13 protein-coding genes are annotated in these 13958 nt (G+C 65.5%); 6 read left to right on the forward strand and 7 right to left on the reverse strand.

Going from position 1 to position 13958, the window contains the following annotated elements; translation table 11 throughout:
* The first annotated feature begins 19 nt into the window (after positions 1 to 19).
* Both HMI58_RS08430 and HMI58_RS08435 read left to right on the forward strand, forming a co-directional pair.
* Entirely contained in the window at positions 20 to 1330 is a 1311-nt protein-coding gene (locus HMI58_RS08430; protein WP_171618974.1) for an MFS transporter, read from the forward strand.
* Positions 1331 to 1391: 61 nt separating this feature from the next.
* The gene (locus HMI58_RS08435; protein ID WP_171618976.1) at positions 1392 to 2705 is read left to right on the forward strand and encodes a nucleotide disphospho-sugar-binding domain-containing protein; all 1314 of its coding nucleotides are present in this window, start codon (positions 1392 to 1394) and stop codon (positions 2703 to 2705) included.
* 93 nt (positions 2706 to 2798) lie between these two features.
* Here the strand turns inward: HMI58_RS08435 and HMI58_RS08440 are convergent, their stop codons facing one another.
* The gene (locus HMI58_RS08440) at positions 2799 to 4418 is read right to left on the reverse strand and encodes an HNH endonuclease signature motif containing protein (protein ID WP_171618978.1); all 1620 of its coding nucleotides are present in this window, start codon (positions 4416 to 4418) and stop codon (positions 2799 to 2801) included.
* 198 nt (positions 4419 to 4616) lie between these two features.
* Here HMI58_RS08440 and HMI58_RS08445 point away from each other — a divergent pair, with 198 nt between their 5' ends.
* Entirely contained in the window at positions 4617 to 5348 is a 732-nt protein-coding gene (locus HMI58_RS08445) for an alpha/beta fold hydrolase (RefSeq protein ID WP_171618980.1), read from the forward strand.
* A 40-nt stretch (positions 5349 to 5388) separates the two neighbouring features.
* Here HMI58_RS08445 and HMI58_RS08450 read toward each other — a convergent pair whose 3' ends face one another.
* The 5 genes from HMI58_RS08450 to HMI58_RS08475 form a co-directional block, all read right to left on the reverse strand.
* Positions 5389 to 6633 carry an amidohydrolase family protein gene (locus tag HMI58_RS08450; protein WP_171618982.1) on the reverse strand — a complete coding sequence of 415 codons (1245 nt, stop codon included), beginning with the start codon at positions 6631 to 6633 and terminating at the stop codon, positions 5389 to 5391.
* Positions 6634 to 6689: 56 nt separating this feature from the next.
* Complete coding sequence (locus HMI58_RS08455) at positions 6690 to 7976, reverse strand: cyclopropane-fatty-acyl-phospholipid synthase family protein (protein WP_171618984.1); 1287 nt, start codon at positions 7974 to 7976, stop codon at positions 6690 to 6692.
* Between the two features lie 48 nt (positions 7977 to 8024).
* Complete coding sequence (locus HMI58_RS08460) at positions 8025 to 8219, reverse strand: hypothetical protein (protein WP_171618986.1); 195 nt, start codon at positions 8217 to 8219, stop codon at positions 8025 to 8027.
* 664 nt (positions 8220 to 8883) lie between these two features.
* Positions 8884 to 9357, reverse strand: coding sequence for a DUF6194 family protein (locus tag HMI58_RS08470; RefSeq protein WP_171618990.1), 474 nt, complete (start codon positions 9355 to 9357; stop codon positions 8884 to 8886).
* A gap of 52 nt (positions 9358 to 9409) precedes the next feature.
* A complete protein-coding gene (locus tag HMI58_RS08475) occupies positions 9410 to 10138 on the reverse strand; it encodes a GAP family protein (RefSeq protein WP_171618992.1) in 729 nt (242 codons plus the stop codon).
* A gap of 117 nt (positions 10139 to 10255) precedes the next feature.
* Between HMI58_RS08475 and HMI58_RS14945 the strand changes: the two genes are divergently transcribed.
* Positions 10256 to 11494: a histidine kinase gene (locus tag HMI58_RS14945; RefSeq protein ID WP_171618994.1), complete on the forward strand. Its 1239-nt coding sequence runs from the start codon at positions 10256 to 10258 to the stop codon at positions 11492 to 11494.
* Positions 11491 to 12180, forward strand: coding sequence for a response regulator transcription factor (locus tag HMI58_RS08485; RefSeq protein ID WP_171618997.1), 690 nt, complete (start codon positions 11491 to 11493; stop codon positions 12178 to 12180). Before HMI58_RS14945 ends, HMI58_RS08485 begins: the two co-directional genes overlap by 4 nt.
* A gap of 101 nt (positions 12181 to 12281) precedes the next feature.
* Here HMI58_RS08485 and HMI58_RS08490 read toward each other — a convergent pair whose 3' ends face one another.
* Positions 12282 to 12755: an excalibur calcium-binding domain-containing protein gene (locus tag HMI58_RS08490; protein WP_171618999.1), complete on the reverse strand. Its 474-nt coding sequence runs from the start codon at positions 12753 to 12755 to the stop codon at positions 12282 to 12284.
* A gap of 112 nt (positions 12756 to 12867) precedes the next feature.
* On the opposite strand from HMI58_RS08490, the gene HMI58_RS08495 reads away from it, so the two are divergent.
* The gene (locus tag HMI58_RS08495) at positions 12868 to 13872 is read left to right on the forward strand and encodes a threonine/serine dehydratase (RefSeq protein WP_171619001.1); all 1005 of its coding nucleotides are present in this window, start codon (positions 12868 to 12870) and stop codon (positions 13870 to 13872) included.
* The last annotated feature ends 86 nt before the right edge of the window (positions 13873 to 13958 follow it).

Raw genomic sequence — 13958 nt, forward strand, 5'->3', positions numbered from 1 at the left:
TTGGGACTACGCTCTTCCCATGACCAGCAGTCAGCCTCAGAATCGACCGCCCGACGCCGACGATGTGCCCGACGCCGTGTCCGTTGCGAGTACGGAGGTCGACGTCGTCGCTGTCCAACGGCGGACCGTCGCGGTGCTGATCGTCGGGCAGGTGCTGGGCGGGATCGGTATTGGCTGCACCCTGTCGATAGGTGCGGTGATGGCGGCCAACATCTCGGGGTCGGATGCGCTGTCCGGGACGGCAAGCACCCTGAGCACGCTCGGCGCCGCGGCGAGTGCCATCCCGCTGGCCCGGCTGGCGCAACGGTTGGGCCGTCGTCGGGCGCTGACCACCGGTGCTCTGCTGGCTGCATCAGGGTCGGTGGTGGCCATTACGGCCGCCGCGCTCAGTTCCTTTCCGCTGCTGATGCTTTCCTTTGCCCTGTTGGGTGTGGGTGCCGCAGTGAACCTGCAGTCCCGGTTCGCCGCCACCGACCTCGCGAGTCCGCAGCATCGCGGCCGGGATCTTTCCCTGGTGGTGTGGTTTACGACAGTTGGCGCCGTGCTTGGTCCCAACCTCATTGGCCCGGGGGAGACGATCGCGTCGACGTTGCGGATGCCTGATCTCACCGGGTCGTTCCTGATTGCGGTCACCGCCCAGCTGGCCGCCGCGGCGGTGTACCTGGTGGCGCTGCGTCCTGATCCGTATCTATTGAGCAAATCCACTTCGGCAAAGAGTGCTGAGGAGACTGACCCCGGGGCGATCCGCGGGCGGGGTCCGCTGATTTTCGCGATCGGATCCATCGCTATTAGCCATGCGGTGATGGTGTCGGTGATGTCCATGACGCCCGTCCATCTGATCAACCATGGCGTCACGCTGACGATCATTGGGCTGACCATCAGCCTGCACATCGCCGGGATGTTCGCGTTGTCGCCGCTGTTCGGCTGGTTGAGCGACAAGGTGGGCCGTGTGACCACCATCCTGATCGGCCAGGGCCTGTTTGCTGTGTCGCTGCCGATTGTGGCGTTGGGCGAGGACGACCCGGTCCTGGTGACGGTGGGGCTCGTGTTCCTCGGATTGGGGTGGAGTGCGGCGACTGTTGCGGGATCGGCGCTGGTGGCAGATCTGGTGACCGGGGCGGCGCGGCCGAAGATTCAGGGCCGTACCGACCTCATTATGAATCTGGCAGGGGCGGTCGGCGGAGCTTCCTCCGGGGTTGCCTTGGTGCTCATCGGGTATGCCGGGCTGGCCTGGGCAGCGGGGGTGCTTGTGTTGGTTGTTGTGGCGGGATCGGTGATTGCACGACCGGGCGCCACCCGGTCGGAGGCCCGGGAGACTACCGCCGTGTGAAGTCTTGAGTGCTGACGGGCGTGGTGGGACACTTGTCGCACTCACTCACCTAGGGGTGCCCATGGCAGCGGTGCTTGTTTGTTCAACGCCGGTTATCGGCCATATCAACCCGATGGTCGCCGTCGCGCAGGGTCTGGTAGATCGCGGGCATGACGTCAGATTCCTCACCGGGCGACGCTTCGAGGACCGGGTGGTCGGGGCCGGAGCCAGTTTCGTTCCGTTGCCGGTGGAGGCAGATTTCGATGACACCAAGATCGATGAGTCGTTTCCCGGCAGGGTAGGTCTGAAGGGGCCGAAGGGCATCAGATATGACCTGCAGGAGGTCTTCATGTGCCCAGGGAAGGCCCAGTATGAGGCGGTCCAGCAGGTCATTGCTGGCCGCCCCGTGGACGTGGTCCTCGCCGAACCCCTGTTCATGGGCGCATTGCTGCTACTCGCCGGGGATCAGCCGGGCCGCCCAGCCGTCATCAACTGCGGGATCCTGCCACTCAGCCTGGCGAGCAAGGACACCGCACCGTTTGGGCTGGGTATCGGGCCGATGCCTGGGCCCGTTGGCCGGATCCGCAACCGCGTCTTGCAGTTCGTGAGTGAACGGGTGGTGTTCGCTCCCGTGCAGAAGTACGCCGACGACGTCGCCCGTGACACTACCGGTGCCACCCTTCCGACCTTCTTCATGGACTGGCCGTGGGCCGCCGATCACCTAGTCCAGTTCACAGTCCCCGAGTTCGAGTACCCGCGCTCGGACCTACCCGATACGGTGCACTTCGTGGGTCCGGTGTCCCAGGGTGGGCTGCGGGCCGGTGATGCGGGCGCGGTTGTCCTGCCCGAGTGGTGGGACGAGCTCGACGGCGACAGGCCAGTCATCCACATCACCCAGGGGACCGTGGCCAACCAGGATTTCGATGAACTGGTCCGTCCGGCTATTGAAGGATTGGCGCACGACGACGTCATGGTGGTCGTCAGTACTGGAGGGCGTCCGGTGGAGGCGCTCGAAGGGCCGTTGCCTTCCAACGTTCGTGTCTCTTCCTATCTGCCCTATGACGAGCTGCTGCCGAAAACCGATGTGCTCGTCACGAATGGTGGCTACGGCGGGGTTCATTTTGCCCTACGGCACGGCGTCCCTTTGGTGGTGGCCGGTGAAACCGAGGATAAGACCGAGGTCTCTGCCCGTGTTGCCTGGTCGGGTGCCGGCATCAACCTCCGCACCAAGCGGGCGAAACCAGATGCTGTCGCCAAGGCAGTCCGCGAAGTTCTTGGCACTCCGTCTTATTGGGAGGCGAGTCAACGGATCAGAGCCTCGATCCGGGAGTCCCCAGGTGTGGATGGGCTGGCGGACCTGATGGAGAGTCTTTATGGTCCGGGGACTGCTCGGTGAGAGTGGGGGCTTTTCGGGTCGGAGTGATTCGGGTCGCGCGAACGGTGATGGTCGTGCTGGGTGATTGTCCTGCCTGGTGATTGTCCTGCATGGTTAGGGTCGCGATCTGACCTGCTTCAGGCCTTTGACCTGTGCCCCCTCGATTGTCGCTCCGGTGCCAGCTGCGGCGCCAGCTCCGGTGCCGGGTAGGGGTGGTGCTGTGGAGTGGTAGGTGTGGCCGGTGGGCGTGGTGATGCTGAAGGTGTGTCGGGGGCGTGTTTGTGGTCTTGATCCGGGGACTGTTTGGGCTGTCCAGCCGGGACGTTCTTTGGTGTGATTGCACGCTTCGCAGAGCCCTGCCCCGTTGGTGATCGTGGTGGGTCCGCTGCGGCGCCACGGCACGATGTGGTCGAAGTGCCGGATCGGGGCGTCACAGTACGGAGTCCGGCAGGTGTCATCGCGGGCGGTGATGAACCGTCGTTGAGCTCTCGTGAAGAGCCGGGCGGTGGAATCCATCGCCACCAACTCCCCGGTAGCCGGAGCGGTATAAAGCCGACGCAACCACACATCGAAGGCATGGTGTGCAGGGTCGACAGCGGTAACGGTATTCCCGGCCGGATCGACGACGATCGTCCCGCCCGATCCAGCAGGTCCAGTGGACCGAACGGTTGAGCCAACCGGGTCGGTCGTGGTCGGGCACCGGCCGGCCGATCCGCCGGCCGTCCCGCTGGTTTCGCTGGTCTTCATCTTTCCCGTTTGGAGGAGGGTGCGTGCCCAGTGGGAGGCGATGATGCCGTAGCCGGGGATGCGGGCTGGTTCGCTGTCTCCTTGGAAGAGGGCGCGGTCGGTCATGATGACCTGCAACTCGACCCGGCTGACACCCCCGGGGACCCCGGTGACACGTTCAACCAGGGTGTCCGCCATCACCTGACCGCGGGATCTCGGGTCTCCGGCGGCCCGGGTAGTGTCCGCGTGACGGGACAGGACAGCATAGGTGGCGACGGCTTCTTTTACGGGGAGGAGGGCGGTGAGGTAGGCCATGGTGTCCGGTGCGGGACGGATACTCACGCACCGTTCCGTCACCGCCCGGGCGGCACGATTCACCACCGACCGGGGATCCCTCCGATACGAGGCTGCTTTCACGGCCGCAATAATCGCCCGATCCCCGCACCCGTCGAACGTGCCTGTGTCGGGGGCGAGTTCCTCATCGACGGCTGCCCGATCCTCAGCGGACAGGCACGCTGTTTCCTTCACCAACAGGGTCGCCCGCCACTCATTCAACTGGCCCTGATGGAGGGCAGCGAGGGTGTGGGGCATCTCCGTGACCAGCGCCCGCGCTAATCCGAGGAGCCTGCTTCCCCGGGACGGGGACTCACGGCGGGCCAACGCGACCTGCGCCCCCACACCCTTGCCCTGCTCCCCAGCGGGAACCCCGGCGTCGGCCTGCGCCTGGCGTTCGGCCACGTCGACAGCCACCGCAATCCGGGCCTGCACGCCCGCGATCGCGGACTTCAGATCCTCCAACTCCCGCAACTGATCAATCAACCCCGCCGCATCACCGGCTGGCTTCAACGCCGACAAAGCTACCGCCACCGCGCTCGTGCCCCCGAGGACAAAGTTGCTACCAGCATGAGCACCCGTAGCAGAGGCAGCAGCACCAGAACCACCCCGCGGGGCGGCCACCCGGGAGGGGATTCCCTTCCGCTGCGGTGATGGAGCTGCGCTGCCTTCCATACCTCTATTGTCCCAAACCCCACCGACATTTCAGCGGATTTACAGGCTATGTGGACAAATCTCTCGAACAAATATTCGACAATCTTGAAGCTGCTCACCAGAAGCCGCAACCCCCACTCGATCCCCTTGTCAGCGTGCCTGCCGAGGGTGAAGATGAGGGGGAAATGAGCCACAGGCAGGCTACGCGAAAGGACCACGATGGAGTATTTTGCTTCGCCCGCCAACGGCGACAACTACACATCCCAGAGGTTCCAGCTTGGCGATGTCCCCGGACTGATCTGGCGGCCCTCTGAGGCCGCACACGGCGGGCCAGTAGTTCTCCTGGCACATGGAGATGGCCAGCATAAGGCGGCGCCTGCCATCGAGGGTCGCGCCGGGCTCCTCGCCGCCAACGGGATCGCCAGCATCTCGATTGATGCGCCGGGGCATGGGGACCGGGAACCGTCGGAAACACAGCGTGCACGATCGACTGAACTGCGGCGACGATTGACCGCTGGCGAGCCAGTTACAGATCTCATCGCTGCCGACAACAGCGGCGCAGGCGACGCGGCGGCCGAGTGGCGGGCGGTGCTGGACGAGCTCACCGCCGATGGAATCGGCGTCGGGCAGGTTGGCTACTGGGGTGTCTCACTCGGTGCGGCCACAGGAGTCGCGCTGCTCGCAAGCGACCAGCGTGTTTGCACCGCAGTGCTGGGGTTAGTGGGTATCGAGGGGTTGGCCGATCCTGCCCCACGCGTGGTCTCACCCGTGAGGTTCCTGCTGCAGTGGGATGACCGATTTGTGCCCCGAGAATCAGCACTGGAGCTCTTCGACGCCTTCGGCTCGAAAGAGAAGAGCCTGCACGCCAACCAGGGCGATCACGCCGAGGTCCCATTCACGGAGCACGACGACGCCGCCCGCTTCCTCGCCGATCACCTCACCAGGACGTGAAGGACCCGCAAAGCGGGCTACCCCCGCAAGTCCAGGACCGCTACCCCTCCGTGAACTGCAGCACGCCGTCTTGGTAAACCTGCCCGATCATGCCCCTCAACCCAGCCAGTTGCTCAGCCGATTCCAGCAGCCCATTAAGCACGACGACGTCGGCCAGGTGCTTCTCGGCCAACCGGCCCACAGCGCCCACCGGCGTGATGAGCTCCCCGGGCACCGAGGTGGAAGCGGCCAACACCTGCTCAAGGTTCATGCCCGCGTCGGCCATCAGGGCAAGCTCCTCCAGGTTGTCGCCGTGGGCGCCGACACCGGCATCTGTGCCCATCCCGATCTTCACGCCAGCCGCAATGGCCCGGGCAACTGACTGCCGGTGGTCCTCCGCAACCCGCTGCGCCTTATCAATGACCTGCTGGGATAGACCGCTAGCTCCGGATTCACCCTTGCGGATCACCGCCAGGGGAGCAGAAAGAGTCGGCACCAGGTAGGCCTCGGAATCGAGGAACAGCTGAATTGCCTCGTCGGTGAGGTAGATGCCGTGCTCGATCGTGCGGACACCCGCCTGCAGGGCGTTGATGATCCCGGCCGTCCCCTGCGCGTGGGCCATCACGTACTTGCCCTGCATCCCGGCCTCCTCGACGATCACGGCGATCTCGGCGGGAGTGAACTGGGAGTGTCGTGGATCGGTGGTTGGCGAGAGGACGCCACCGGTGGAACAGATCTTGATCTGATCGGCTCCCGCCCGCAGCAGGGTGCGGGTCACCTTCCGGACTTCCTCGACGCCGTCGGCAATCCCGCTCGGGCGGCCGGGGTGGGGACCGAAATCGGGGGACTCAAGACCTGACGGGTGCCACATGTCGCCGTGTCCGCCGGTCTGCGACATGATGCTGACCGCCAACCGGAGCCGCGGACCCTTGATGAGCCCCGATTCGATAGCCGTCTTGGCACCCAGGTCGGCGCCACCAGCGTCGCGCGCCGTCGTGACACCGGCCCGCAGCGTTGCCTCGAGGTTCCTGACGGATTCATAAAACTGCAACGAGTAGGGTTCCACCATCGACTGGATGGAACCGGGGGTCGAGGTCATCACATGAACGTGCAGGTCGATGATGCCCGGCAACACAGTGCGTCCTGCACAATCGACCACGGTGGCCTCCGCGTACTCCTCGGCCAATCCGGCGTCGCGTCCTACCGCGACGATCTCACCGTCCCGAAAGACGACGTCGGTGGGGCCAGAGAGGAAGCGTTCGCCGTCGAACACGTGGCCGTTCTTGAGGACAGTCGCTTGCGTCATGGGTGCCTTTCACGGGTTTGACCGCAGCCAGGCGCTGCAGGCGTTTAGCGGTCAGCCTACAGCCACTCTGCCCGTCGCAGCGGAGGTTCGTCTCCACCGGGACGTTGCACCAGCACCTGGTTCACGCCGGTCAGCCCGTTCTCGAAGCCGAGCGCGCTCGTCGCCATATACAGCCGCCACACCCGTGCCCGACCCTCAGTGGTCAGCCTGAGAGCCTCCTCCCAATGGTCCTCAAGGTTCTGCACCCAGGCGCGGAGGGTGAGGGCGTAGTGCTGGCGCAGCGCTTCGACGTCGAGCACCTCAAACTTCGCCGACTCAAGGGCACCGAGCATCACGGTCAGGCTGAGCATCTCGCCGTCGGGAAAGACATAGCGCGGGATGAACGAGTCGGGGTCGGGGCGCATCGTGTCCCCGGCGTTCCATGAGATGGCATGGTTCAGCAGCCGGCCGCCAGGGCGGAGCAGGTCATAAAGATGACTCGCGTAACCGCCGATCTGTTCGCGCCCCACATGCTCGGACATGCCGATGGAGCTGATCGCGTCGAACGGGCCGTCGTCGACGTCGCGGTAATCCTGGACCCGAATTTCCACCTGGCCGGTCAGCCCTGCCTCCGCCACCCGTTTGCGGGCACGCTCGGCCTGCTCGGTGGAGAGGGTGACGCCGACGACGTCGGCCCCGTATCGTTTCGCCGCGTGGAGGGCGAAGCTGCCCCACCCGCAGCCCACATCCAGCACCCGCATTCCCTGCTGCAGCCCGAGCTTGCGGCAGACCAGGTCGATCTTGGCCGTCTGCGCTGCATCGAGTCCGGTGTCGGGGGAGTCCCACACCGCGCACGAGTAGACCATCGACGGACCGAGGACTAGCGCATAAAAGTCGTTGCCGACGTCGTAATGATGGGAAATCGCGACGGCGTCACGCTTCTTGGAGTGCTTCCGGCCGACCTTGTCGATGGTGATTTCCTCAGGAGGGGGAGTGGGGTTGCGGCCGACGGCACCCAACCGGATCGCTGTGCCCAGCAGCTTCCTGCGTTCGCGGAGCGTGAGGGGGCTGAAGGGTTCGAGGTCCGCGAACTTCCCGACGGCGCTGAGGGCTGTGAAGCTTTCGTAGAGGTCGCCGGGGGCGTCAATGTCACCCGCCACATACGCCCGGCTCAGGCCAAGCATGCCGGGGGACCAGAGCATCCGCCGCAGTGCCCGCCGTGAACGGAATTCGATCACCGGCGCTCCGGCCGGCCCGGCCTCCGACCCATCCCAGGCCTTGAGCCGGAGCGGGATCTCCTCGGTACCCAGGACAATGGCCAACGCCTCGGCCAACCGTGCCGCGACCCCCAGTGATTTACTCATAGGCCCTGTCTACTCCGGTTTGGATTCGACGGCTAGGGGTAGGGCTGCCTATTGCCGGTGCGGAAGGAGATGGTTCCTTCGCAGCGAGAGGAACGAGCCAGCGTAGGCGAGGGCGAAGACGGCTGTCAGTGCAATGGACCACGCCTCAGCCCCGGTGGCGACTTGGAAAACTGCATAGGCGGCGAAGACCAGCATCAGAAGGATCGCACTGAACCCGAGCCCCCGGGCGGCCCGCTTGTTCATTCTCGGAGGTTTCCTATCCCTACGCATGGCTCCATTGAAGCATGGAGCCTTTCCGCCGCATGAGTCATCGTGCGCTCGTGCTGTCGTAGACTTCGCGGACAAACATGGTAACTGGGGGAACACATGGATAAATCACCGCATCAATCCCCGTCGACCGGGTCCGCCGCAATCGATGGGGACTACAGGTATGAACTCAGCAGGCAGTGGTCAATTGCCGATCCGACAGCGGTTCTCACTGTAATCATGCTGAATCCGTCGACAGCCGATGGCATGCTGGACGACCCGACCCTTCGAAGGTGTATTTCCCTCGCGAAGTCGGCCGGTGCCGACGGCCTGCGAGTTCTCAACCTGTTTGCGCTTCGCAGCACTGATCCTGAGGTCCTCGTGACGGCTGCTGATCCTGTTGGGCCCGCGAATGACGAGTACCTCTTGGCGGCGGCCCGCGAGAGCACCGCAATTGTCGCGGCATGGAGTGGTCACAAGGTTGCGAGACAACGGTCAGGAGACGTCCACGCGATGCTCCGGGCTAATGGCGTGACGCTTCAATGTTGGGGCACCACCAAGCTGGGGCATCCCCGCCATCCGCTGTATGTCCGGGGATCGACCGTCTTAACACCATGGGAGCCACCGGCGCGATAGAAAGGAGAGGCACCCTAGGAGCTCCCTAACCGCGCCGGTCGTGTCGCTTCCGCGCCAGATCGTGGGCCAGTTCCAACAGCGACCTCAGCTCAGCCGTGGTCCGCTCCGCGGGGTTGATCACCGATACCCAGGCCTGCGACGCATAGTTTGGGTGCGGAAACAGGACATCCGACGCGGCGACGTCGTACTCCGAAAGGTGCTCGGCAGCGTCCTTCGGCGACCGCCCGAAAAGCGATTCAAACGATGACCGACCGGCTGCGACATTCACCCTGAAGATTCCCGGCCGGTCAAGATCGGACGCCTCGTCGAAGCCCTTGTAGTTCGAGCCGACAATTGTCGCGAAAGGGAACCGATGAGTGTCGGGGATGTCGCCGTCGGGATCGTAAAAGAAGAAGGTATCTCCCCACGCGCTCTCGGGTGAACCATCAGCAGCGCTCGCGGTGAGTGACACGACACCGGGCAAGCCGGAAACGAACTCAATAACCTCGTTCTCGTCCATCCGCCACATACTGCCAGTTGCCGCGAACCGGAACAACGGCATCAGCGCTGAACTAGAGCACCTCACCGGCCGTGTTGACCACCAGCAGGACGCCGAGGATCCCCACCACCCAGGACAGGGTGTTGGTCGAGTTGCGGGTCAGCCACCCGTCGAGTTTCAGCAACACCGGATCAACCCAGCGCGCCGCCACCAGGCGCAGCAGCAGGAACACCAGCGCCGGAAGAATCATCACCAGGCAGTATGCCGCCAGGACTCCGCCGGATAGCGGCCAGCCGACGTCCGACGTGGTCAGCAGCCCAATCGCCCCCAGATACGGAAGCATCGTGGCCACCTCGACCGTCCCGGCGCCCAACGCCAACCCCATGAGCGCTACCCCGCCCGACCCACTTCCGGCATCGGAGGACGGAGACCCGACCGCGCGGTCACGCCAGCGCAGGATGCGCGACGACGGCGGCGCCCCCTCTTTCTTCTCCCGCTTGGCTTTAGCCTCCAGCTGGAAACTCCAGATGACGAGGGCAATCCCCGCCACAAACAGCGCCGTCAGCATGATCCGGGAACTGAACAGGCCGCCCAATCGCTCAATCGCAGCCTCCGCGCCAAACAGGATCGCCAACCCCACCCCGAAGTAGAAGGTCGCCACCGTCACCAGGAACAGCAGGATCCGGCCCACCCGCATCCGCCCGGGCGCCAACATCAACCACAGCGGAATCATCAGGGTGCCGAAACTCGTGGAATCGATCAGGGCGAGCGCGGCGAGCGCTCCAGCAAGTGCAAGTGTCATGCCAGCGACGGTACGGCGGCGGACCGCCAAGCTGCGTCTGCGATAAGGCTGATCTCCGCCGTACCAGTACAACTTTCGGCCGACCCCAGCCCGGCACAGCTGTGATGCAATGAACTGGTGGACAACACCAATCTGCGCCGGGACGCACCCACCGCAGCCATCACCCTGGTCTGCGGTCTGCTGCTGATCGGGTTGGGGCTCACCGGGGTGTGGGGCTCCCAGATAGGACTGGTGCAACTGACCGACGACGAACGGTGGTGGTTCGCGATACCGCTCACCGTGTCCTGTGTGGCACTCGTCTTCAAACGGCGCGCGCCGGTGACCACCCTGCTGATCGGCTTCGTGGCGCTCGCGGGTGATTCCCTTCTTGGCGGCAGCATCGCCACCTTCCTCCCGTTCTTCGATCTGCTCTATACAGCGGCGCTGATTGGCTCCCCGCGGGTGCGTAGGGCGTTGTGGATCATCTCCGGCGGCCTCGTCGCTGCACCAATGATTTATGTGCTCGCCGATACCGCCGACCTCCGCCTGACCGTGCTGATCGGTATGCAGCAGGGTCTTCTCTTCAACGCACCGCTCTGGTGGGCCATGGACGTGCGGCGCAAGACCGAGCTCGCCGAGGTCGCGGCCGCCCGGGCCGACGCCGTCGAGCGCCTCTCGCTCGCCAGCCGGCAGCAGGCCGTCCGGCAGGAACGCGACTCGCTCGCCCGGGACCTTCACGACGTCGTCGCCTCCCACCTCTCTGCGATCGCCCTGCACTCGGGTGGAGCGCTGGCCACCCCGCCCGCCGAGGCCAAGGATCGGGCCGCGCTGGCCCAGGTGCGCCGGTCGGCCCTCGAATCGATGGAGGACATGCGCACCATGATTGCCCTGCTCCGCACCCCCGACGTCGAACCCGGTGCGGAAGCCACGCCCACGCCCGACGACGACGCCGCCTTCCCGCGGCTGACCCACCTTCAGCCCCTTGCGGACCAGGCCCGTGCCAACGGCCTGACCGTGACGGTCGACAACCAGTTGGCCCAGCTTCCGGAGGGGAGCGTCAGCGCGGCCTCCGAGCTGGCCGGGTATCGGATTGTGCAGGAAGCGCTCACCAACGCGGCCAAGCACGCCCCATACGCTGAGGTCAGCGTGCAGGTCATCAAGGACCGCGACCCGGCTAACGCGAGCATTACCATTCGCAATACCCTGCCGGCGGCAGCCGGGACTGACTCTCCGCCGGGCCTCGGCCTGGGCCTGACCTCGATGAGGGAACGGGCAGCCGCCATCGGGGGACACCTGACAGCCGTCGCGACTGCCGACCACTGGACGGTAACTGCAGTCCTCCCGCTGCTCACTTCCCCGGCGACGGTGAATCCATGACCGGCACACCGATCCGGGTACTCCTCGTTGACGATCACGCAGCGATCAGGGCCGGCATGCGGTTCATCCTGGAGGCGGCGTCCGACGTCGAGGTGGTCGGTGAAGCATCCGACGGCAACGCGGCAGTGGCCAACGCGACCGCGCTGCGCCCCGACGTCGTCCTGATGGACGTGCGGATGCCCGGAATGGACGGGATTGCGGCCACCCGGACCATCGTTGGCGCCGGCCTGGCCCAGGTGCTGATCCTGACGACGTTCGACATTGACGAGTACATCTTCGGCGCACTCCGGGCCGGGGCGGCCGGGTTCCTGCTCAAGACGGCCGAACCGACAGCGCTGCTGGACGCGGTCCGGCGGGTCGCCGCGGGGGACGCCGTCATCGACCCCGAAGCGACCCGTCGCCTGCTGGAGGCCTACGTGACCCTGGACCGGGATGCATCGCGCCTCGCTGCGGGTCAGGACACCGCGTCCATCCCGGGCATCAGCGCACCCGAGGACCAGCTGACGGACCGCGAGACCGAGGTGCTCGCTCTGATCGCCGAGGGGCTGTCCAACCGGGACATCTCGGTGCGGCTCACCATCTCGGCGGGCACCACCAAGACCCACGTGTCACGGATACTGACCAAGCTTGGCTGCCGGTCGCGGACCCAGGCGGCCATCATCGCCCGGGAGGAGCGGCTGGTCTGATACCGGGGGGCAGGTTAAACGAAATCGGTCGGTGTAGACGCCGGAGCGGCTACACCGACCGTGACAACTCTCCGTAGAGATTGTCTATCTAGGTGCGAACCCTATGACTGGATGGCCGCGCGGCGCACCAGGTACGCCCCGCCGAGAGCTGCGGTAAGAACCAAACCGCCGCCCAGCGCGAGAGCGCCCATATCAGTGCCGGGCTGCTGCGCAACGCCGGTCTCAGCGCCGCCCACGGGCATCTCCTGAACCTGAGCAGGCACCGGGGCTGCCGGGACCTGGACGACTGGCGCCTCAACCACTTCGTCGACGGGAGGAGTGTTCTGCACAACAAGGGCATCTACAATCGATGGGTCGTACGCCGGCGTACCAGCCGCATCGCACCCGAAGCCATCCTTATCCGCGTCCAGCTTCAGCTGGTAGCCAGGCGTACCGGCGGGAATGTTGTAAACCCCCACGGCGGCTGCTGCGTCGCAGTTTTCGAACGGACGAGCTACCGCAAGGGCGGGTGTTGCCGACAACGCGGTGAACCCAACTGCTACCGCAATTGACAGTCCTGCTGTTCGCTTTTTCATGTATCCCCCATTTTGTTGTGACGTCGCCCACTTTCCTGTGAGCAACCCGTCCAGGCTAACCGCCAATTAGCAGCCTGCTTACCAAGAAAGGTGGACGGCGTAAGATCCACCTATGGACAACGCCATCGCCACCGCTGACCAGTCGACTCCGAGCACTGATGCCGAGTTGGTGACCCTGGACGACATCCGCGCCGCCGCCAACCGCATCCAGGACCTGGTGTTGCGCACCCCGATTGTTGCGCTGCCCCACCCTGACCGGCCAACCGATGTGCTGCACCTGAAGGCTGAATCCCTGCAACCGACCGGCGCTTTCAAACTTCGCGGCGCCTACAACACCATCTCGCAGGTCCTCGACGAATCCCGCGACCGCGGCATCATCGCGCAGTCCTCGGGCAACCACGCCCGCGCCGTCGCGTGGCTCGCGAAACGCCTCGACCTGCACGCGGTGATCGTGATGCCCGACGCCGCCCCACCCACCAAGGTCGCCGCCGTCCGAGCACTGGGAGCCGAGGTGGTTCTGGTCCCCGCATCCCAGCGGGACAGCCACACCCTTGAACTCGCCGCCGAACACGGATACGTCGAGGTCCCCCCGTACGACGACCTCCGGATCATCGCCGGCCAGGGCACCGTGGGCCTGGAGCTGATCGAGCAGCTGCCCGACGTCGACGTCGTCCTGGTCCCCATCTCGGGCGGCGGGCTGATCTCTGGAATCTCCACCGCCATCAAGGCGTTGCGCCCCGAGGTGCAGGTGATCGGCGTCGAACCGGAACTGGCCGCCGACGCCGCCGAAAGCCTGCGAGAGCAGCGCCGCATCACCTGGGACACCGCCCTCACCTACCGCACGGTCGCCGACGGGCTGCGCACCCCAGCTGTCGGTATCCATCCGTGGGAACACATCAGGCGCTACGTCGACGACGTCGTCACCGTCTCCGAGGAGCAGATCCTCGCAGCGGTCCGCCACATCGCGGTCGAGGGCCGGCTGGTGGCCGAGCCGTCCGGCGCCGTCGCCACCGCCGCCTGGCTGCACGACCTCGCTCCCCGCGGCGCGAAGGTTGCGGCAATAGTGTCCGGCGGCTCGGTGGACCCAGCCCTCCTGGCGAAGTTACTTACCAGCTAGACCAGCCAACCAGCTCCACCGCACACCGGGAGGCGCCGGTGGTGGTGATAACCCCCAGAGGTGGGGGAGGGTGTTCCCTCCTATCC

Origin of the sequence: Arthrobacter sp. 147(2020) (assembly GCF_013116715.1) — a bacterium.
Taxonomy (GTDB): Bacteria; Actinomycetota; Actinomycetes; order Actinomycetales; family Micrococcaceae; genus Arthrobacter_D.